This window comes from Actinokineospora sp. (assembly GCF_050699995.1).
In the GTDB taxonomy this organism is placed as follows: domain Bacteria; phylum Actinomycetota; class Actinomycetes; order Mycobacteriales; family Pseudonocardiaceae; genus Actinokineospora.
Genome location: NZ_JBOHGC010000078.1, coordinates 1 through 18,927, shown reverse-complemented (window position 1 = coordinate 18,927; position 18,927 = coordinate 1). Strand labels below are relative to the sequence as shown.

At 69.3% G+C, this 18,927-nt stretch carries 20 protein-coding genes; 13 read left to right on the top strand and 7 right to left on the bottom strand.

Annotated elements, in window-relative coordinates; all coding sequences use genetic code 11:
• Positions 1–80: 80 nt before the first annotated feature.
• Positions 81–755: a FadR/GntR family transcriptional regulator gene (locus ACRDSQ_RS04635; RefSeq protein WP_431419068.1), complete on the bottom strand. Its 675-nt coding sequence runs from the start codon at positions 753–755 to the stop codon at positions 81–83.
• 40 nt (positions 756–795) lie between these two features.
• A complete protein-coding gene (locus ACRDSQ_RS04630) occupies positions 796–2,175 on the bottom strand; it encodes a mycothione reductase (RefSeq protein ID WP_431419065.1) in 1,380 nt (459 codons plus the stop codon).
• A gap of 47 nt (positions 2,176–2,222) precedes the next feature.
• On the opposite strand from ACRDSQ_RS04630, the gene ACRDSQ_RS04625 reads away from it, so the two are divergent.
• A complete protein-coding gene (locus ACRDSQ_RS04625; RefSeq protein ID WP_431419062.1) occupies positions 2,223–2,612 on the top strand; it encodes an AMIN-like domain-containing (lipo)protein in 390 nt (129 codons plus the stop codon).
• On the opposite strand, the gene ACRDSQ_RS04620 is transcribed toward ACRDSQ_RS04625, so the two are convergent.
• Positions 2,613–3,149, bottom strand: coding sequence for a YbhB/YbcL family Raf kinase inhibitor-like protein (locus tag ACRDSQ_RS04620; protein ID WP_431419060.1), 537 nt, complete (start codon positions 3,147–3,149; stop codon positions 2,613–2,615).
• A gap of 127 nt (positions 3,150–3,276) precedes the next feature.
• On the opposite strand from ACRDSQ_RS04620, the gene ACRDSQ_RS04615 reads away from it, so the two are divergent.
• Positions 3,277–4,329, top strand: a complete 1,053-nt coding sequence (locus ACRDSQ_RS04615; protein ID WP_431419057.1) for a M48 family metallopeptidase — start codon at positions 3,277–3,279, stop codon at positions 4,327–4,329.
• A gap of 247 nt (positions 4,330–4,576) precedes the next feature.
• Here the strand turns inward: ACRDSQ_RS04615 and ACRDSQ_RS04610 are convergent, their stop codons facing one another.
• Positions 4,577–4,909, bottom strand: a complete 333-nt coding sequence (locus tag ACRDSQ_RS04610; RefSeq protein WP_431419056.1) for a YnfA family protein — start codon at positions 4,907–4,909, stop codon at positions 4,577–4,579.
• A 4-nt stretch (positions 4,910–4,913) separates the two neighbouring features.
• On the bottom strand, positions 4,914–5,801 hold the full coding sequence (locus ACRDSQ_RS04605) for a M15 family metallopeptidase (protein WP_431419054.1): 888 nt from the start codon (positions 5,799–5,801) through the stop codon (positions 4,914–4,916).
• Between the two features lie 132 nt (positions 5,802–5,933).
• On the opposite strand from ACRDSQ_RS04605, the gene ACRDSQ_RS04600 reads away from it, so the two are divergent.
• Together ACRDSQ_RS04600 and ACRDSQ_RS04595 are read left to right on the top strand one after the other, a co-directional pair.
• On the top strand, positions 5,934–6,704 hold the full coding sequence (locus ACRDSQ_RS04600; protein ID WP_431419053.1) for a S1 family peptidase: 771 nt from the start codon (positions 5,934–5,936) through the stop codon (positions 6,702–6,704).
• A 13-nt stretch (positions 6,705–6,717) separates the two neighbouring features.
• Positions 6,718–7,173, top strand: coding sequence for a GNAT family N-acetyltransferase (locus tag ACRDSQ_RS04595; protein WP_431419052.1), 456 nt, complete (start codon positions 6,718–6,720; stop codon positions 7,171–7,173).
• A gap of 5 nt (positions 7,174–7,178) precedes the next feature.
• Here the strand turns inward: ACRDSQ_RS04595 and ACRDSQ_RS04590 are convergent, their stop codons facing one another.
• Positions 7,179–8,342, bottom strand: coding sequence for an 8-amino-7-oxononanoate synthase (locus tag ACRDSQ_RS04590; RefSeq protein WP_431419050.1), 1,164 nt, complete (start codon positions 8,340–8,342; stop codon positions 7,179–7,181).
• Between the two features lie 74 nt (positions 8,343–8,416).
• Between ACRDSQ_RS04590 and ACRDSQ_RS04585 the strand changes: the two genes are divergently transcribed.
• The 9 genes from ACRDSQ_RS04585 to ACRDSQ_RS04545 all read left to right on the top strand — a co-directional run bounded on the left by ACRDSQ_RS04585 (position 8,417) and on the right by ACRDSQ_RS04545 (position 18,467).
• Complete coding sequence (locus tag ACRDSQ_RS04585) at positions 8,417–9,706, top strand: SAM-dependent methyltransferase (protein WP_431419047.1); 1,290 nt, start codon at positions 8,417–8,419, stop codon at positions 9,704–9,706.
• A gap of 112 nt (positions 9,707–9,818) precedes the next feature.
• Positions 9,819–10,610 (top strand): ABC transporter ATP-binding protein, encoded by a 792-nt coding sequence (locus ACRDSQ_RS04580; RefSeq protein ID WP_431419067.1) that lies wholly within the window; start codon positions 9,819–9,821, stop codon positions 10,608–10,610.
• Positions 10,598–11,416 carry an ABC transporter ATP-binding protein gene (locus tag ACRDSQ_RS04575; RefSeq protein ID WP_431419044.1) on the top strand — a complete coding sequence of 273 codons (819 nt, stop codon included), beginning with the start codon at positions 10,598–10,600 and terminating at the stop codon, positions 11,414–11,416. The genes ACRDSQ_RS04580 and ACRDSQ_RS04575 overlap by 13 nt, the downstream gene beginning before the upstream one ends.
• Positions 11,413–13,212 carry an AMP-dependent synthetase/ligase gene (locus ACRDSQ_RS04570; RefSeq protein WP_431419043.1) on the top strand — a complete coding sequence of 600 codons (1,800 nt, stop codon included), beginning with the start codon at positions 11,413–11,415 and terminating at the stop codon, positions 13,210–13,212. Before ACRDSQ_RS04575 ends, ACRDSQ_RS04570 begins: the two co-directional genes overlap by 4 nt.
• Entirely contained in the window at positions 13,209–14,117 is a 909-nt protein-coding gene (locus ACRDSQ_RS04565; RefSeq protein ID WP_431419041.1) for a branched-chain amino acid ABC transporter permease, read from the top strand. Before ACRDSQ_RS04570 ends, ACRDSQ_RS04565 begins: the two co-directional genes overlap by 4 nt.
• Positions 14,117–15,214, top strand: a complete 1,098-nt coding sequence (locus ACRDSQ_RS04560) for a branched-chain amino acid ABC transporter permease (RefSeq protein WP_431419039.1) — start codon at positions 14,117–14,119, stop codon at positions 15,212–15,214. The genes ACRDSQ_RS04565 and ACRDSQ_RS04560 overlap by 1 nt, the downstream gene beginning before the upstream one ends.
• A gap of 18 nt (positions 15,215–15,232) precedes the next feature.
• Positions 15,233–16,513 (top strand): ABC transporter substrate-binding protein, encoded by a 1,281-nt coding sequence (locus ACRDSQ_RS04555; protein ID WP_431419036.1) that lies wholly within the window; start codon positions 15,233–15,235, stop codon positions 16,511–16,513.
• A 38-nt stretch (positions 16,514–16,551) separates the two neighbouring features.
• A complete protein-coding gene (gene cbiE / locus ACRDSQ_RS04550) occupies positions 16,552–17,757 on the top strand; it encodes a precorrin-6y C5,15-methyltransferase (decarboxylating) subunit CbiE (protein WP_431419035.1) in 1,206 nt (401 codons plus the stop codon).
• Positions 17,757–18,467, top strand: a complete 711-nt coding sequence (locus tag ACRDSQ_RS04545; protein ID WP_431419034.1) for a PIG-L deacetylase family protein — start codon at positions 17,757–17,759, stop codon at positions 18,465–18,467. The genes cbiE and ACRDSQ_RS04545 overlap by 1 nt, the downstream gene beginning before the upstream one ends.
• 59 nt (positions 18,468–18,526) lie before the next feature.
• Here the strand turns inward: ACRDSQ_RS04545 and ACRDSQ_RS04540 are convergent.
• A partial coding sequence (locus tag ACRDSQ_RS04540; protein ID WP_431419031.1) for a hypothetical protein occupies positions 18,527–18,927 on the bottom strand: 401 nt, incomplete at its 5' end.

Genomic DNA, 18,927 nt, shown 5'->3' with positions numbered 1-18,927 from the left:
TGGAACTCACTGTCCTGAACGTGGAACTCACTGTTTTGAACGTGGAACTCGCTGTTTTGAACGTGGGACTCGCGGGTGGGTTAGGGGGTGTCGAGGTCGGCTAGGAGTTCGTCGAGGAAGCCCGCGGCCTCGGCGGCCGCCCGGTTCGCGTCCTCGTCTCGGATGGCGTTGAGCAGCTGCCGGTGGTCGACGTTGGCCTTGCTCGGGGTGGTGCGGACCGTGCTCGCCACCGAGGCGCGCACGACCTCCGTCAGCCCCTGGTACAGCTCGGCCAGCAGCTCGTTGTGCGAGCACCGGACCACCGCGAGGTGGAAAGCGGCGTCCTTGTCGACGCCCACCTCGTAGTCCTTCGCCTCCATCGCCCGCTCACGCGCGTCGAGCAGCGTGGTCAGCTCGGCCAGTTCCGCATCCGTCCGGCTGCTCGCCGCCAACCGGGCGCCCTCGACCTCCAAGGTGCGCCTGACCTGCAGGACATCCCGCAGCTCCGTGCCCGCCAACCGGCGGACGGCGCCGGAGAACTCACTGGTCGCCCGGACGAACGTGCCGTCGCCCTGGCGGACTTCCAGCAGACCCGCGTGGGACAGGGCGCGAACGGCTTCCCGGACCGTGTTCCGGCCGACGCCCAGGGCTGTGACCAGCTCGGGCTCGGTGGGGATGCGCTCGCCCACCTTCCACTCGGCGTTCGCGATCGCCGTGCGCATCTGCTCGATCACCTGGTCCACCAGACCGGCTCGCCGAGTCGTCGCCAACGGCACCGCGCTCATCCTCTCGTCCTGCCTCCCACATCGGTCAGGCTCAGTGTCCCATCTCGAGTGGGAGCTTGAGCAGCGCGTTCTCGATCAGCTCCGGCATCGCCGGGTGAATCCAGTACTGACCGGTCGCCATGGCCCGCGCGTCGAGGCCGAAACTCATCGCCTGGATGACCGGCTGGATGACGGTGGACGCCTGCGGACCGATGATGTGGGCACCGATCAACTGCCCGGTCTTCGGGTCGGCGAGCAGCTTCGCGAAACCGGTGGTGTCCTCCATCGCCCAGCCGTAGGCGATGCCCGCGTACTCCTGGGTGGCGACGACGTAGTCGACGCCCTGGCGCTGCGCCTCCTGCTCCGTGAGCCCCACCGAGGCGATCTGCGGCGACGTGAACACAGCGTGCGGGACGAACCGGTGGTCCGCGGCGAGCAGCTTGTCCGGGTTGAGCAGGTTGTGCTGCACGACCCGCGCCTCGTGGTTGGCGACGTGCTTGAGCTGCCACGGCGAGCAGATGTCGCCCAGCGCCCACACGCCCTCCGCGCTTGCCCGCTGGAACTCGTCGACGACGACATAGCCGTTGTCGTCGACCTTGATGTCCGCCGCGGCGACGTCGAGCTGGTCGGAGTTCGGCGTCCGGCCCGCGGCGACCAGCAGCACGTCGGCGTCGATCACCTCATCGCCCGCCAGCCGGACCCGCACACCCTCGCCCGCGCGTTCCACCCGCTCGATCTCGCGGTCCAGCCGGACGTCCCAGCGGTCCTGGGCCAGCTCGGTGAACCGGGCGCTGATGTCGCGGTCCTCCTGACGCAGCAAGGCCCCCGAGCGGACCACCACGGTCACCTCGACGCCGAACGACGAGAGCACGTGGGCGAACTCGGCGGCGATGAACCCGCCACCCAGGATCACCATGCGCGCGGGCAGCTCGTCGAGTCGCATCACCGTGTCGCTGGTGTGGAACGGGACGTCGTCGATGCCTTCGATGGCGGGGATGACCGGCCGACCGCCCGCGGCGAGCACGATCCGGTCCGCGGTGATCGTCTCCTGGCCGCCGATCTCCAACCGCCGCTCGCCCACAAACCGCGCGTAGCCCGTGTAGAGCGTCACGTTGGCGTTGTCCGGGTGTTCTTCGCGGTAGGTCTTGCCGCCCACGGCGATCGGGTCGATCCGCCCGAAGATCCGGTCGCGGATCTCGGGCCACCGCACCCCGTCGAGGGTCTCGTCGACCCCGAGCCGCGCGGCGGCCCTCGGCGTCGAGGCCAGATCGGCCGCGTGGACGAGCATCTTGGTCGGGATGCACCCGACGTTGATGCACGTGCCGCCGAACACCCCGCGCTCGACCAGGGCGACGTCGAGGTCGGCGAACCTGGGGTCGAGGAGGGAGTTACCGGAACCGGTCCCGATGATGATCAGATCGAAGTGGCGCACGTTCCCATCAAACCGCATCGCCGAGCGCGCCCGGCGCTCTTGCTCATATGACGACATTGCTCACCGGGATCCGCGTCGGCAGGCCCGACACCTTCGACCGCGTCGTGCTCGACTTCACCGGCCCCGCGCCCACCGCGACCCACGAGGCCGCGGACGAGCTGTTCGCCGACGCGAGCGGCGAGATCGACTGGCTCACCGGAACGACGTTCGTGCAACTGCGTGTGCAGCCCGCCGCCGCCCACAACGACGTGGGCGCGCCCACGTACACCGGCCCGCGCAAGTTCCGCACCCGCGAACTGACCAACGTCATGGCCGTCTCGCTCAACGGCGACTTCGAGGGCATCGTCAGCGTCGGGCTCGGCCTGCGGCGGGCCGCCTCGGTGAACGTCTTCTCCCTGACCTCGCCGACCCGGATAGTGGTCGACGTGCAGCACTAGCTAGTGCCGGTACGTGGGGGTGATGATCGCCCGGCCCAGCGTGTGGAAGGCCAGGTTGAAGCTCACCACCGCCGCGCTCGCGTTCTCGTCGACCTCGAGCTTCTCGACATCCACGGCGTGCACGACGAAGTAGTAGCGGTGGTCCTGGTCGCCCTCGGGCGGGGCCGACCCGCCGTAGTCGCGCGCGCTGAAGTCGTTGCGGACGTGGAAAGCACCCTCTGGGAGGGTCTCGTCCCGCGCTCCGGCGCCCGCGGCCAGCTCGGTGATGGACGCCGGGATGTCGACCGCGATCCAATGCCAGAACCCGCCGGGGATCGGGGCGTCCGGGTCGAAACAGGTCACGACGAAGCTCTTGGTGCCCTCGGGCGCGCCACTCCACGCCAGGTGCGGGGAGACGTTCTCGCCGCCCGCCCCGCCGTAGACGTGTTTGAGGTCGATCTTCTCGCCGTCGCGGACGTCGTCGGACGTCACGGTGAACGACGCCGTCTGCGGCAGCAGCGCGTACGGGTCGGGTGCGACGGGGCGTTCCAGGCTCATCGTCTTCAATCCTTCGCGGGCTGGCCGGTGCATGTCCCTCCGCAGGTTAGTGCCTGTGGACAAACGACGACGCTCTCAGCCGATTCGGCCTACTGTGGGTCCGGAAGACACCCAGGGGAGGACGAAAGTGACGGACAACGAGGTCTCGCGCTCCACCACGCGCGTACGGTTCCCGCGCATCAGCCCGCGCGCCTATGAACACCCGGCCGACCGCGGCGCCATGGCCGGTCTGCGCGCCATCCCCGGCGTGTCCGAGGTGCTCAAGGCGGTCTCCGGCCTGTTCAGCGAACGCGGTGAACGGCTGCTGGCCCTCGCGTCGGCGATCCGCGTGGGGGAGAAGCAGTACCCGAAGATTCACCAACTGGTCGTCGAGTGCGCAGAGACCCTCGACCTCGACGTCGTCCCCAAGGTCTTCATCGAACGAAACCCGGTTGCCAACGCGATGACCGTCGGCATCGACGAGCCGTTCATCGTCCTGACGACCGGACTGGTGGAAGCCCTCGACACCGAGAGCCTGCGCTTCGTCATCGGCCACGAGATGGGCCACGTCCTGTCCGGCCACGCCATTCTGCGCACCCTGCTGCTGCGCCTGCTCCACCTGCAGATGACCATCGCCTTCATCCCCGCGGGCGCCCTGGCCCTCCGAGCCGCCATCGCCGCCCTGCGCGAGTGGTTCCGCAAGGCGGAGCTGACCTGCGACCGCGCGGGCCTGCTGTGCGCCCAGGACCCGGCGGCCGCCCTGCGGACCCACGTCTACCTGGCGGGCGGCACCGACCTCACCCAGATCGACATCCCGTCGTTCCTGCAGCAGGCCAAGGAATACGAGGAAGTCGACGACATCCGCGACAGCATTCACAAGCTTCGCAGCGTCGAGGGCATGAGCCACCCCTTCGCCGTGGTCCGCGCCGCCCAACTGCAGAAGTGGGCCGCCTCCGAGGAATACCGCGCCATCCTCGCCGGCACCTACGCCCGCCGCGACGACGACAACCCGTCAGCCGCCTTCACCGACGACCTCCGCTCGGCGGCAAAGTCCTACAAGGACTCCTTCAACGACTCCTCGGACCCCATCTTCAAGATCTTCAACGGCGTAGGCGAAGCCATGTCCGACGCTGCGGGCAAGGTCTTCAGCAAGTTCGGCAACCGCCCCGACCCCAACGGAAACACCACCACCGACGCCTGACACAGCCACCGCACCACACACGACCAACGACGGTCCCACACCCGCCCGACCGACGGCGAACGCCGTCGACCCGACGGCCCTGTGACTTGGCGGCGGCCGGCCCCCGAACACAACAGCACCAACACAACGGCACCGTCTGCTTGGCAACCAGCATCCCAATCCACCACGAGCGGCGACAGGCCGAGACCAACAGGCGCCCAGCGAGAATCCAGGCTGACACCCTGCGCCAGCACCGAACGGGCGAGCATCACCCACGCGGCGCGTACATGATCAACACAACACCAACCAGACACACAGCCGCCCCGATCACATCAAACCGATCAGGCCGAAACCCATCCGCCACCATCCCCCACAGCAGCGACCCCACAACGAAAACCCCGCCATAAGCAGCCAAAACCCGCCCGAAGTGCGCATCCGGCTGCAGGGTTGCCACGAATCCGTACGCCCCCAACGCCAGCACCCCGCCAAGCATCCACAGCCATCCGCGCTGTTCCCGGACGCCCTGCCACACCAGCCAGGCCCCACCGATCTCGGCGATCGCGGCCACCCCGAACAGCAGGACCGACTTCACGACGTTCACCGCTTCACCTTCCCGTCGAGCTGAAGTGCTGGATGTCGACCGGTGACGTCCACGTCCCACCCCAGGTCCACCCGATCGATGCGAACGCCCGAACCACGACATCCTCCGCGAAGATCATGCCCGGTCGCACGTTCTTCCGGTCCACATAGGACGATGCCAGTTCGGGCAGCACCAGGTCGCCGCGGATGTACGGGTTGCAGAACGGGTTGATGTCGACGGCGAGCCCGTAGGCGTGTGCTGACCACGTGGACGAGCGCACCGTCTTGCGGCACACGAACGCCGAGGTGTTGTTCCCGTCCCCGGTCGGGTGCAGGTCGAGTTCCGGCAGCGCGGTCACCCGCATCTCCTCCAGCGGGAACCGGTTCTCGAACAGTTTCTCGAACACCAGCGTCACCTTCCGCGCGACCGAGGCGTTCACGATCATCTCGCCGGTGTGCGCGCGGCCGTCGTAACCCCAGAACGACATCGTCAGGTACCGCAGGTCGTCGCGGCTCACCGGGCAGTCGACCCGCCACGTGCTCCGCGCGAGCACGTCGTCCGGGATTGCTGACACCGTCGCCGTGTACCCGCGGGTTGGTGGCGGCAGCCGGTCGGCCGTCGGCAGCGAGCGGTTCACCAGCACCGGCGGTGTCGGCAGCACCTGGCCGAAACCGTCGGGCCGCAGCGGAAGCGGGTTCGCGCCCACGACCCACGCGGGCTTGGCCGTCGCCGTGCTGGGCGGGGGAGCCGCGGTCGAGCGCGGGGTAGGTGTGGTGGGCGTGGTCGAGGTCGCCGCGGGCGACCGGTCGGGCTCCGTCGCGCGCCGGGCCGCGTCCTGTTCGGGCGGCGTGACGCACGCGCCTACGACAAGGACCAGTGCGAGGGCGATGGCGACCCGAATCCGATACGGCACCTCTCCAGCATGCCCGCCACAACTTCCACCCATTCGTGCGACCACACCGAGTCACCATTTCGAGTCCGTTTGACCTAGCGTGTCTTGCGGAGCACGGATCGTTGCCCAAACACACCGACAGGAGACTCTCCCATGGGGGGAACCGCCGCGCGCCGCATCATCGGTGTCGCCGCCGCCATCGCCATCGTCGCCGTCATCCTCGGCCAGTTCGCCGCGGACGCGCGTGAGCAGATCGTCGGCGGGACCCGCGCGAAGATCGCCGACCATCCGTACATGGTCTACATAGCCACCCGCGACGGCTACCAGTTCTGCGGCGGCACTCTCGTCGCCGAGAACAAGGTCGTCACGGCGGCACACTGCGCCCAGGCCTACGCGGCCAAGGACATCCGGGTCGTCGCGGGCCGTGAGGACAAGCGCGCCACCGACGGTGTCGAGGTCCGGGTCTCCGAGGTCTGGATCCACCCGAAGTTCACCGACGTCGCCGGCGGCGCCGACATCGCGGTGCTCACGCTGAAGGCCCCGGTGGAGTACCAGACCCTCCCGGTCGCCGATTCCCGCGACGACGCCCTCTACAAGCCCGGCACGCGCGGCACGATCCTCGGCTGGGGCCGCACCTCCGACGGCGGCCCGGCCTCGCGCTACCTGCTCAAGGCCGAGGTCCCGACAATCTCCGACGCCGCCTGTCAGAAGTCCTACAAGGCGTTCGACGAGGAGTCGATGGTCTGCGCAGGCTTCCCCGAGGGGGGCGTCGACACCTGCCAGGGCGACTCCGGCGGACCATTGGTCATCGCGGGCAGGCTCGTCGGCATCGCCTCCTGGGGCGAAGGCTGCGCGGAGGCGAACAAGCCCGGCGTCTACACCCGCGTGACCGTCTACGCCTCGGACATCGCCGAACACCTGTGATATCCAGGGCGGCGTGACCGCACTGCACACCGCCGCCGGGCCGGACCTGACGGCAGCCCAGCTCTACGCCCTGCTCAAGCTCCGGGTCGACGTCTTCGTCGTCGAGCAGGAATGCCCTTACCCGGAACTCGACGGCCGCGACCTCGCCCCCGACACCGTGCACCTGTGGTGGCAACCAGCGGACGCGCCCGAGCCTCTCGCCTGCCTGCGCATCCTCCCGGCCGACGAAAGCCGCCCGGTCCGGATCGGCCGCGTGTGCACCGCAGCCGAAGCCAGGGGAACGGGGCTCGGCGGCAAGCTCATGGCCGCCGCGTTGGCCCACATCGGCGAGGTCGAAAGCATCCTCGATGCCCAGGTCCAGGCCCAGGGGATGTACGCCCGATTCGGCTACATCCCCACCGGCGAGCCCTTCGACGAGGACGGCATCCCCCACATCACCATGCGTCGTCCGGCGAGTTCACCGGCCTGATGACGTCAGAAGCGGGGCGCGTGTTCGGTGATGACCGAGACCGCCCGGTCGATCTCCGCGGCCGTCAGGTCCGCCCGAGCCGTCAGCCGAAGCCGCGAAACCTGGTCAGGCACTGACGGCGGTCGGAAACACCCGACCCACACCCCAGCAGCCCGGCAGTCGTCCGCCCACTTCACCGCGGTCTCCGGCGAAGGCGCGCGCACCGACACCACAGCGGCCGTGGGTTCCGACACCGGCAGCCCGGCCTCCCGCAGCCGCTCGGCCAGCGTCGAGGCGACGGTCAGCGCTCTGCCCGCCCGCTCCGGCTCCTCCTTCAGCACGGTCAGCGCCGTCAAGGCCGCGGCCGCGCTGCCCGGGGCAAGGCCGGTGTCGAAGATGAACGACCGGGCGTTCTCCACGAGGTGTCGAATGACCTTTCGCGGCCCGACCACGGCGCCGCCCTGGGCACCCAGGGACTTCGACAGCGTCAGCGTTGTCACCACATCGGGTGCACTGGACAACCCGGCCGCGTGAACCGCGCCGCGGCCACCGTCACCCAGGACGCCGAAGCCGTGCGCGTCGTCGGCGATCAGGGCCGCCTTGTTGGCCCGGCAGACCTCCGCCAGCTCCGTCAGCGGCGCCAGGTCACCGTCCACCGAGAACACGGAGTCGGTGACCATCAGCCCGCGCTCGGCCCGCCGGGTCGCCAACGCGCGGCCCGCGGCGGCCGCGTCGCTGTGGGCGACCACCGCGACCTCGGCGCGGGAAAGCCTGCAGCCGTCGATCAGCGATGCGTGGATGTAGGCGTCGGTGACGATCGCGCAGTTCTTGCCCGACAGGGCCGTCACCGCGCCCAGGTTCGCCGCGAAACCCGACGAGAACACCAGTGCGGACTGCGCGCCGCAGAAGCGGGCCAGCTCGAACTCCAGCTCGCTGTGCAGCTCCGTGCTGCCGGTGACCAGCCGCGACCCGGTGGACCCCGCACCCCAGCGCAGGGTGGCCGCCGCGGCCGCGCCGCTGACGCGCTTGTCGCGGGCGAGCCCGAGGTAGTCGTTGCTCGCCAGGTCGAGCAGGTCGGAATCCGCCCGCCGCGGGCGGAGCTGCCTGCTCAGACCCGCGCGCCTGCGGTCGTCGGCGTGGGCGTCGAGCCAGGCGAACGCCGCTTCGGCCGGATGGGTTTCGTCGGTCACGCATCGGAGTGTTACATCGAAGAGACGCAGGCCCAGGTCCGGGTGGCGAACACGACAACGATACGGTCGTGCCCATGCGTGGTGCCGTGTATTTCATCGGAGCGGGACCGGGAGCGGCTGACCTCATCACCCTGCGGGGGGCGAGTCGGATCGGTGAGGCCGATCTGGTCGTCTACAGCCCGGCGGTGATCGACCCCGTCTGGGTGCGTCAGCACACCAAGGACGGCGCCGAACTGGTCGACAGCTCGCGTGCCACGCCGGAGGAACTCGTCGAGCACTACCGCATGGCCGCCAGCAGGCGGTCCAGCGCGGTCCGCTTGTTCGCCGGCGACGCCGCCCAGTCGCCCGAAGTGCGTGAGCAGCGCGAACTGTGCGAGAAGCTGGGTCTCGACGTCGAGATCATCCCCGGTGTCGCGCCCGCGTCCGCAGCGGCCGCCGCCACCGGAAACGCGCTGGTCGAGTCCGGTGTGGCCGAGACGGTCGTGTTCACCGAGGCCGACTTCTCCCGTGTCCGCGCGATGGTCACCCGGTGCGCCACGGTCGCCGTGCACGCTCCGGCCGCCCGCGCCGCCGACCTCGCCGAGGCGCTGCTCAGTGGCGGCGTCGACCCGGAGATGCCGGTCGCCGTGGCCTACAAGACCACCTGGCCCGACGAGGTCATGCTGCGCACCACCGTCGGCGAGTTGGCCGCGGCGGTGAAACGCCGCAACCTCTGGCGCCACACCCTGTTCCTGATCGGCGACGCCCTGCGCGAGGACAAGCCCCGCGCCGGGTACGTGCGGCCCGCCGAGACCGACGTCCCCGCTCCCCGCTGGGCTTCGCGCAACGGCGGCTGGCGTTCCCGGATGCAGGCCGAGGCGGGGACGTCCTGGGCGCGCAACGTCACCACCAAGGTGCGCACGTGCGTCGAACAGCCCGTGGAGGAGCCGGAACCGGTCGAGACCGAGCCCGCCCCGATCGCCGCCACCAACGGCTCGCCCCGCAATGGCTCGACGGTCGCCGTCGAGGTGGCGGCAGTCGACATTCCCCGCGACGAGAACAGTGCCTCAGCCACACCTCCCTCAGCCCCCGCGCCCGAGGTCGAGACCCCGTCGGAGAGCACTCCGCCGCCCGCCGTCAACGGCTCGGCGGCACCCGCCTCGAACGGGTCCGCGGTGGCCAAGGCCAAGCCGCAGACCAACGGCTCGACCCGGTCCGCGGCGGTCGACGAGGCCAAGGAATCCAACGGATCCCCGGTCAACGGAACCAAGCAGCCCGAGGTCAAGGCCAAGTCGACCGCGGCGAAGCCCGCCGCCAAGGCCACCGCCAAGAAGAGCACCGGCGCAACCCGCACGGCGAACCGTCGGACCACGAAGAAGGCCTGACCCGCCGGTAACATCTTGTGCTCGACCCTTGCTCCTGGTCGGGCCACCGTCTACCGTCCTGCCTACTTGTGATCTAGGTCACGCGGGAGGCTAGGTGGCGGCGGGCGAGTCGGTGCTTTCGGTGTCCAACCTGGAGGTCGTGTACGACGACGTCGTTCTCGTCCTCCGCGGACTGAGTCTGACCGTCCCGACCGGAGGCGTGGTCGCGCTGCTCGGCGCCAACGGCGCGGGCAAGACGACCCTGCTGCGCGCGGTCACCGGCCTGCTCCATCCCCACCGCGGCCGCATCACCAAGGGCACCGTCCAGTTCGACGGCCAGGACATCACCGGCGCCGACCCGGCCCGCGTGGTGCGGCTCGGCATCGCCCAGGTGATGGAGGGCCGCCGGATCTTCGCCGAGATGACCATCGACGAGAACCTCCGCGCGGGCGCGCACACCCGCCGCTCCCGCGCCGAGGTCCGCGAGTCCTACGCCCGTGTCCTCGACCTGTTCCCCGTGCTGGCAGGCAGGAGGCGCTCCACCGCGGGCTACCTTTCCGGCGGCGAGCAGCAGATGCTCGCGATCGGCCGCGCTCTCATGGCGGCCCCGCGCCTGCTGCTGCTCGACGAACCGTCCCTCGGACTCGCGCCGAAGCTGGTCGAACAGGTCCGCGACATCATCAAGCACATCAACGAGCAGGGCACGAGCGTGCTGCTGGTGGAGCAGAACGCGATGATGGCACTGTCCATTGCGGACTTCGGCTACGTGCTCGAAGTGGGCACCGTCGTGCGCGACGGCCCGGCGGGCGACCTGCTCGCTGACGAGGACATCCGCGAGTTCTACCTGGGCGCCCCCGCCGACGGTTCGCAGCGGTCGTTCGCCGAGATCAAGAGCTACCGGAGGAAGAAGCGATGGAGCGCCTGACCGCCGAGATGGAGTCGGTCGCCGCCCCCGCGCCCGTGGCGGCTCCGCTGGTCTCGGTCTCCGAGCTGACCCTGAGATTCGGCGGCGTGACCGCGCTCAACGGTGTCAGCTTCGAGGTGGCGCGCGGCGAGCTGTTCGCGGTGATCGGGCCGAACGGCGCCGGGAAGACCTCGATCTTCAACTGCCTCAACGGTGTCTACCGCCCGCAGCACGGCACGATCACCCTCGACGGGCAGAGCATCATCGGCAAGTCGCCCGCCGCGATCGCCGCACTCGGTGTCGCGCGGACGTTCCAGAACCTCGGCCTGTTCGAACACCTCACCCTCATCGACAACCTGATGCTCGGCCGACACCACTTGATGCGCACGGGTTTCCTGGCAGGCATGGCCTGGTGGGGCCGGGCCAAACGCGAGGAGATCGAGCACCGCGCCGCCGTCGAGGAAGTCGTGGAGCTCCTGGAACTGGAGCCCTACCGCCGGATGCCCGCCGGTTTGCTGCCCTACGGCGTGGCCAAGCGGGCGGAACTCGGGCGGGCGCTGGCGATGGAGCCGACCCTGCTGCTGCTCGACGAGCCCGTGGCGGGCATGAACGTCGAGGAGACCGAGGACATGGCGCGCTACCTGGTGCAGGTCCGCCGTGAACTCAATCTCGCGATGATCCTGGTGGAGCACGACATGCGACTCGTGATGGACCTGGCCGACCGGGTCCTCGCACTGGATTTCGGGGTCGGGATCGCCGCGGGGCTGCCCGCGGAAGTGCAGAACGACCCGAAGGTCATCGAGGCCTATCTTGGTGGTGGCGAATGACCGCGACACTGCGCGACGTGGCGACCCTGCCCGGGCGGCTGCTCCAGCTGGCCGAGGAACGACCCGACGACCCGGCGATGCGGGAGAAGCACCGCGGCATCTGGCGTGAATGGACGTGGGCGACCTACGCCGACCGCGTCGCGTCTGTCGCGATAGGACTCAAAGCGCTCGGCGTCGAACCCGGTGACCGGGTGGCGATCCACGCGGAGAACCGTCCGGAGTGGGTGGTCGCGGACCTCGCGATCCAAGGCATCGGCGGGCAGTGCATCGGTGTGTACCCCACGTCCCCGGCCGCCGAGGTGGAGTACCTGCTGTCCCACTCCGGTGCCACCGTGCTGATCGCCGAGGACGAAGAGCAGTTCGACAAGGTCGCCCAGGTCCGCGACCGGCTGCCCGCGCTGCGCCACATCGTCCTTATCGACCCGCAAGGTGTCCGGGTCGAGGACCACCGCGACGTCCACACCTTCAGCGAGTTGGAGAGCCGCGGCGACGCCCGCGCCGAGTTCGCCCGCGAGGTGTCCTCAGTGGACCCCAACGCCACCGCGATCCTCGTCTACACCTCGGGAACGACCGGACCGCCAAAGGGCGCGATGATCTCCCACGCCAACCTCGTCGCGTCGGGCCAGTGCTTCATCAAGGCGCTGGGCGCGACCCGCGACGACGAGGTGCTGAGCTACCTGCCGCTGTGTCACATCGCCGAGCGGCTGATCTCGGTGATCGACGCCGTCTGGGCGGGTCTGGTGGTCAACTTCGGCGAAGGCGGGCCGGCGTTCCAGCACGACCTGCGGGACGTGCAGCCGACGGTGTTCCTCGGTGTTCCGCGCGTCTGGGAGAAAATGCTGGCGGGCGTGGAGATCCGGATGGCCGACGCGTCGCTACTCAAGCGCGGCCTGTACAAGCTGTGCCTGCGCCAGGGACGCCGCATCGCCCCGCGCCGGATGACCGAGTCGACAACGTTCGCCGACAAGGTCGTGCTGGTGCTGTGCGAGTTGCTGGTCTTCCGTGCCTTGCGGGAAAAGCTGGGCATGTCGCGGGTTCGCGCGGCCATCAGCGGCGCCGCGCCGATCGCGCCGCAGGTCCTGGAGTTCCTGTGGGCCATCGGCATCCCGGTCCGTGAGGGCTACGGCCAGACCGAGAACACCGCCATCTGCACCCTCACCCCGGTCGGCGACGTCCGCCTCGGCGCGGTCGGGACGACGCTGCCGGGCGTCGAGATCCGCATCGCCGACGACGGTGAGATCCTCACTCGCTCGGCAGGCGTCTTCCAGGGCTACCTGGACAACCCGGAGGCGACCGCGCAGACCGTGGACGAAGAGGGCTGGATGCACACCGGCGACGTCGGCGAGGTCGACGACGACGGCTTCCTGCGGATCACCGACCGCAAGAAGGACATCATCATCACCGCGGGCGGGAAGAACATCTCCCCGTCGGAGATCGAGAACCTGCTGAAGGTTTCGCCCTTCGTCCGCGAGGCCATCGTCATCGGCGACCGCCGCAAGTTCCTCAGCGCGCTCATCGGCGTCGAGCGCGACACCGTCGGCAACTGGGCCACCCGCCGCGGCATCACGTACACGACCTACGCCGACCTGTCGGCCAAGCCCGAGGTGGAGGTGCTGATCGCCAAGATCGTCGACGAGGCCAACGCCGCCCTCGCCAACGTCGAGAAGATCAAGCGCTTCAAGGTGATCACCAAGGAACTCGACCACGAGGACGGCGAGCTGACCGCCACCCAGAAGGTCAAGCGCCGGGCGGTCGAGCAGCGGTTCGCCGAGGAGATCGAGGCGATGTACACATGAGCCCGGAACTGACCGCCTTCCTGACCAACTGCTTCGCCGGTCTGGCCCTCGGTTCGACGTATGCCTTGGTGGCGCTCGGATTCGTGGTCATCTACAAGTCGACCGGTGTCATCAACTTCGCCCAAGGCGGCCTGCTCGCCCTGGGCGCGTACCTCGGCTACACGTTCTCCGAGAACCTGGCACTCGCATTCGGAGTGTCCATCCTGTTCGCCTGCCTCGCCGCCGCGTTCGTCGGCGCCGGGTTCGAGCGGATCGTCCTGCGCCGGATGGTCGGGCAACCCCCGTTCGCCGTCATCATGATCACCATCGGGCTGCTGTTCGTCATCGAACCGGTCCTCACGGCCGTCTGGGGATTCGACAACCTCCAGGTCCCGAACCCGTGGAACATCCAGACCGTCGAGGCGGGCGGCCTCGTCTTCGGGGTGCGCGACCTGTGGACCATCGGCATCACGATCGCGGTGGTCACGGCGTTCTTCCTGTTCTTCCGCTTCTCCGGCTTCGGCCTCGCCATGCGCGCGACGGCGTTCGACCCGGAAGCCGCACTGGCGCAGGGGATCAGCGCGAAGAAGGTCTACGCCGTGTCGTGGGCGATCGCCGCAGCGCTGGCCGCGCTCGCGGGCATCACGCTGGCCGCCGGACCGGGCGGGCTGTCGCCGTCGATCGGCTTCATCGCGCTGGCCGCGTTCCCGGCGATGATCCTCGGCGGCATGGACTCCCCGGCGGGCGCCGTGCTCGGCGGCATCGTCATCGGCCTGGCCGAGGCGCTGACCCGAGGCTACCAGGACCAGCTGTTCTCCTGGGCGGGCGACAACGTCTCGATCATCGTCCCCTATCTGCTCATGATCGTCATTCTGCTCATCAGACCGTACGGCCTGCTCGGCACCAAAGACGTGAGGCGGATCTGATGGCCAAGCCGCACCGCAATCTGACCCGCGCCTACGCCCAGGACCTGCGGCTGTTCGGCACGCCGTGGGCGAAAGCCGGGCTGGCCATGATGATCCTCGTGGTCGTCATGCTGCCCACCGTGGTGCACGACGACTTCTGGCTGTCGATCCTGATCTACGTCGGCATCACCGCCGTCGGCGCGATCGGGCTGAACCTGCTGACCGGCTACTGCGGGCAGATCTCGCTGGGCCACGCCTTCTTCATCGGCGCGGGCGCCTACTGCACGGCGATCGTCGGCGGCGACCTCGGTCTGCCGCTGCCCCTGTGGCTGCTCGCGGCGGCCGTCGTGGGCGCGGCTCTGGGTGGTTTGATCGGGCCGTTCGCGCTGCGGCTGCGGGGAAACTACCTCGCCATCGTCACGCTCGGTTTGATCTTCGTGGGCGAACACCTGTGGCGCAATCTCAAGGGCGTCACCGGCGGCAACTCGGGCACGTCGGTCGCCGCGCCGCCCGCGGTCGGCCCGATCGACTTCAGCCGCCTCGAGATCGCGGGCGAGGCGTACTCCCGCAACCAGGGCTACTTCTGGCTGGTGTGGGGTCTGGTGGCGCTGGTCGCGCTGCTGGCCAAGAACCTGGTGCGCACCCGGCCCGGCCGGGCGCTGCAGGCGGTGCGCGACCGGGACCAGGCCGCGGAGGTCATCGGCGTGCGCGCCGGGCGCTACAAGATCGGCGCTTTCATGGTGTCCAGCGCGATCGCGGCGGTCGCGGGCGCGCTCTTCGGGTCCTACCAGCAGTTCGTCAGCCCCGACGAGTGGAACCTGCTGCTGTCCATCCAGTACATCGCGATCGTCATCGTGGGCGGGCTCGGGACGATCTTCGGCGCCATCCTGGGCGCGGTGTTCGTCGGCGCCCTGCCCGCCCTGATCGACCGTTACAGCGCGGACATCCCCGGCGTGCAGACCTCGGTCGGCGGAGAGGGGTTCATCAGCGTCTTCGCACTCAATCAGGCGATTTTCGGTGTCCTGATCGTGTTGTTCCTGGTGCTCGAACCGCGCGGACTCGCAGGAATCTGGCTGCGCGTCAAGACTTACTTCAAAGCGTGGCCATTCTCGTATTGACACAAGGAGGGCGTCACAATGCCGCACAACCGATTGGCTCTTGCCGCGGGCTTCGCGGCGCTCGTGCTGGCCGCGTCCGCATGCGGCGGCGCGGGCGACAACGGGGGTGGATCCGGCGGCGGCAACGCGGGCACGCCAGGAACCACCGCGGGCTTCGATGGCACCACCATCAAGCTCGGCGTGCTCTCACCGCTGTCCGGCCCGGTCGCCGTAATCGGCCTGCCGCTCACCGCGGGCAACAAGGTCTGGTTCGACCACCTCAACTCCACCGGCGGCGTCGCCGGGAAGTACAAAGTGGAGCTTGTCCAGGAGGACACCCAGTACAAGCCGGACGTCACCGTCCAGCAGTACAACAAGGTCAAGGGCAACGTCGTCGCGTTCACCCAGATCCTCGGCACCCCGTCGACCCTGGCCGTGCTCCCGCAGCTCAAGACCGACAAGGTGCTCGCCGCGCCCGCGTCACTCGACGCGCTGTGGGTCCGTGAGGAGAACCTGCTGCCCATCGGCGGCCCGTACCAGGTGCAGGCGATCAACGCGATCGACTACTACCTGACCCAGGGCGGCGGCACCAAGGACAGCAAGATCTGCACGATGAGCCAGGACGACGTCTACGGCGAGGCCGGCCTGGCAGGCGTCGCCGAGGCGGCCAAGGTCAACGGGTTCACCGTCGCGAACCAGCAGAAGTTCAAGGCGGGCACGGAGAACTACGCCGGCCAGATCCAGGCGCTCGCGGGCGCGGGCTGCCAGATGGTCTTCCTGACCGCGACGCCGAGCGACGCGGGCAAGATCTTCGGCACGGCGGCGCAGGGCCGGTTCGCCCCGAAGTGGTACGCGCAGTCGCCGAGCTATGCGGGCGCGCTGTCGAAGTCCGCGGTCGCGCCGTACATGCAGGCCAACGTGCTGATCGTGTCCGAGGGCACCGAGTGGGGCGACAACGCGGTCCCCGGCATGAAGGACATGGTGGAGCGCGCCACCAAGTACGCCCCGTCCCAGCAGCCCGACTACTACTTCGCCTTCGGCTACAACCAGGCCCGCGCGATGACGGCGGTGCTGGAGAAGGCGGTGTCGAAGGGCAATCTGAGCCGCGACGGCATCCTGGCCGCCTCCAAGGAACTCGGCACCGTCTCGTTCGACGGCCTGACCGGCGACTACCAGTACGGCTCCGTCGACGACCGCAACCCGCCGCGCACGAGCACGCTGTTCGCGATCGACCCGGCGAAGCCGTTCGGGCTCAAGACGGTCAAGTACAACTTCACCTCCGACGCGGCGAAGGCCTACGAGTTCGAGAAGGCGGGCTGAGGCTGCCGGATGTGCTCGGTTCGTGATCTCATGAGCCCATGACGACGGTGACGGTGGTCGGTGTCGACGGGGCGAACCTGCCCGCGGGCGCCGAGGTGGCGCTGGGCAAGTCCCAGCTGGTCGTGGGCGCCCGGGTCCATCTGGACGCCCACGGCCGCCATGCCGAGCGCACGCTGATCCTGGGCGGGCACACCGTGGAGGAGTCCATCCTCGACGCGCTGGCCGACACCGTCCGCGCCGAGGAGTCCGCCACCGTCCTGGTCTCGGGCGACGCGGGCTTCTTCGGCGTGCTGCGGGCGCTGCGGGCCAGGGGACTGCCGGTCGTCACCTGGCCGTCGGTCTCGGACCTGCAGCGGATGGCCGCGATGCTCAAGCGGCCGTGGGACGACCTGACGGTGGTCAGCGCCCGCGGCCGCGACTTCCGCCATGCCGTGAACGTCTGCCGCGCCCGCAAGTCCGTCGCGGTGCTCACCGCGCCCGGTGCGGGTCCGGCGGAGATCGCCCGGGAACTCGATGGCTGGCAGCGCAACCTCGCGGTGCTCGAAGACCTCGGCGGCCCGCGCGAGAAACTGTCCATAGTGGACGCGACCGAAGCGGTCCGCCGCACCTGGCGGGAGCCGAACCTGGTGCTGTGCCTGGTCTCGCTCGATGCGGTCGGACCGGACACCTGGATCGCGGGCGGTGAACCCCGGCCCGCCGCCGACGGCTGGGCGCTCGATGAGAGCGCGTTCCAGACGAGGGCGGGCGTCGGAATCGCCCCCGAAGTCCGCGCCTTGGCTTTGGCACGGCTCGCTCCTCGCCCGGGAGCGCTCGTCTGGGACGTGTGCGCGGGCTCGGGCGCCCTGGGTATCGAAGCCGGGAGACTCGGCGCGGCCGTGGTCTCGATCGAGCGCGATCCCGCGCTGTGCATACGAATCGTCGCCAACGCCGGCTCCCACGGCGTCGACCTGCGCCTGGTCGACGGCGACCCGCCCGCGGCCCTGACCGGTCTGCCGCGACCGGACTCGGTGTTCGTCGGCACATCCCGCCCCGAGGTCGTGCGCGCTTGCGCGGGGACCGGGGCCGACCGGATCGTCGTGCTGGTCCCGGAACTGGACCGCCTCGGCGACGCCCGCAAGACCCTCGCCGACGCGGGTTACGCCGTCGACGGGTGCCAGATGTCCTCAGCCGCCCTGATCGAACTCCCGGCGGGCGTCGGCGTCGCGCCGGCGAGTTCGACATTCCTGTTGTGGGGGAAGCGATAATGCCCGACCTGGAACCCATGCCCACCGACTGGCAGCGTGCTCTGGCCATCGTCGCGCACCCCGACGACCTCGAATACGGCGCGTCCGCGGCGATCGCCGGGTGGACCGACGCAGGCAAGACAATCACCTACCTTCTGGCGTCCCGGGGGGAAGCAGGCATCGACACCCTGTCCCCACGCGACTGCGGCCCCCTGCGCGCCGCCGAACAGATCGCCGCCGCCGCGATCGTCGGCGTCGATGTCGTGGAGTTCCTCGACCACCCCGACGGCGTCATCGAGTACGGCATCCCCTTGCGCCGTGACCTGGCCAAGGCGATCCGGCGCCACAAGCCGGAACTGATCATCACGATCAACCACCACCCGAGCTTCCCCGGCGGCTTCCTCAACATGGCCGACCACCGCAACGTCGGCAACGCCACCCTCGACGCCGTCCGCGACGCCGCCAACCGCTGGATCTTCACCGACGCGGGCGAACCATGGTCCGGCGTGCGGTGGGTGGCGGTCGCGGGCTCACCGCTGGCGACGCACGCGGTGGACGTGACGGAGACACTCGACCGCGGCATCGCCTCCCTCAAGGAACACGCGGCCTACCTGGCGGCACTGGGCGGGCCGATGGCCGAACCGGAGGGATTCCTCCGCACGATCGCCGAACAGACCGGCGAGCGCTTCGGAACGCCGCTCGCGGCGTCATTCGAACTCATCCCGATGTAGCTCCGACCGCGCGGGTAGACCCACCATTGTGCTGGACCTACCCGCGCGGTGAACGTGGTCTACCAGCCGTTGGCGATGATGACGCCGATGCCGTCGGACCAAAGCCCTTGGCCGTTGCCGGTGAACATTCGGAGGTTGCCGGTGTTGGCTTCCCTGGTGATCAGGTTAAGGCGGGTGGGGCCGCTGTTGTAGTTGGTCATTCCCCAGAAGGTGTGGCCGGCGAATCCTGAGCCGATGTTGATGCCGTTGTCGTTGATGTGTCCGCCGGTGAGGTCGCCGTAGTAGATGCGGATGGACCCGTCGGGCGTGTAGCGGACGAGTAGGTCTTGGAATCCGTCGAGGTTCCAGTCGGTGATGCCCATGGTGGTGTAGGTGTTGGCGTGGAATCCTCCGCCGATCTGGACCCGGTTGCCGCCGCCTCCGGTGAGGTCGCCGGGGTACATCCATTCGGTGCCTTGGG

What these genes read in the sequence shown, in the direction of transcription:
- ACRDSQ_RS04585 (WP_431419047.1), top strand. Translation starts at nt 8,417, where the DNA reads ATGCGTGGTGCCGTGTATTTCATCGGAGCGGGACCGGGAGCGGCTGAC.
- ACRDSQ_RS04570 (WP_431419043.1), top strand. Translation starts at nt 11,413, where the DNA reads ATGACCGCGACACTGCGCGACGTGGCGACCCTGCCCGGGCGGCTGCTC.
- ACRDSQ_RS04620 (WP_431419060.1), bottom strand. Translation starts at nt 3,149, where the DNA reads ATGAGCCTGGAACGCCCCGTCGCACCCGACCCGTACGCGCTGCTGCCG.
- ACRDSQ_RS04625 (WP_431419062.1), top strand. Translation starts at nt 2,223, where the DNA reads ATGACGACATTGCTCACCGGGATCCGCGTCGGCAGGCCCGACACCTTC.
- cbiE (WP_431419035.1), top strand. Translation starts at nt 16,552, where the DNA reads ATGACGACGGTGACGGTGGTCGGTGTCGACGGGGCGAACCTGCCCGCG.
- ACRDSQ_RS04560 (WP_431419039.1), top strand. Translation starts at nt 14,117, where the DNA reads ATGGCCAAGCCGCACCGCAATCTGACCCGCGCCTACGCCCAGGACCTG.
- ACRDSQ_RS04600 (WP_431419053.1), top strand. Translation starts at nt 5,934, where the DNA reads ATGGGGGGAACCGCCGCGCGCCGCATCATCGGTGTCGCCGCCGCCATC.
- ACRDSQ_RS04545 (WP_431419034.1), top strand. Translation starts at nt 17,757, where the DNA reads ATGCCCGACCTGGAACCCATGCCCACCGACTGGCAGCGTGCTCTGGCC.
- ACRDSQ_RS04555 (WP_431419036.1), top strand. Translation starts at nt 15,233, where the DNA reads ATGCCGCACAACCGATTGGCTCTTGCCGCGGGCTTCGCGGCGCTCGTG.
- ACRDSQ_RS04565 (WP_431419041.1), top strand. Translation starts at nt 13,209, where the DNA reads ATGAGCCCGGAACTGACCGCCTTCCTGACCAACTGCTTCGCCGGTCTG.
- ACRDSQ_RS04575 (WP_431419044.1), top strand. Translation starts at nt 10,598, where the DNA reads ATGGAGCGCCTGACCGCCGAGATGGAGTCGGTCGCCGCCCCCGCGCCC.